Here is a 236-nt window from a genome sequence, read left to right as displayed (position 1 = left end):
TACCGTCACTCTGACGGCAGATACATCGGTCGTTGAAGGCGGCAACATCACTTACACCGCCACGCTGACCAATCCAGCGCAAACCGCTGTGACGGTTACCTTGAGCAACGGCCAGACGATCAATATCGAAGCAGGCAAGTCCAGCGGAACTGTAGTTTTCGAAACTCCAGCCAACGACGTCTACAACAACGGTTCCACCGTTAGCACCACTATTGCCGGTGCAACTGGCGGCAACT

The 236-nt window shown here is 54.7% G+C and carries 1 protein-coding gene; it reads left to right on the top strand.

The window, feature by feature from the left end; translation table 11 throughout:
• On the top strand, positions 1 to 236 hold a 236-nt coding region (locus NTD89_RS00580), incomplete at both ends, for an immunoglobulin-like domain-containing protein (RefSeq protein WP_315975594.1).

This window comes from Pseudomonas sp. 14P_5.3_Bac1, assembly GCF_025466135.1.
Classification (GTDB): Bacteria; Pseudomonadota; Gammaproteobacteria; order Pseudomonadales; family Pseudomonadaceae; genus Aquipseudomonas.
This window is presented reverse-complemented; position numbering and strand designations above follow the sequence as displayed.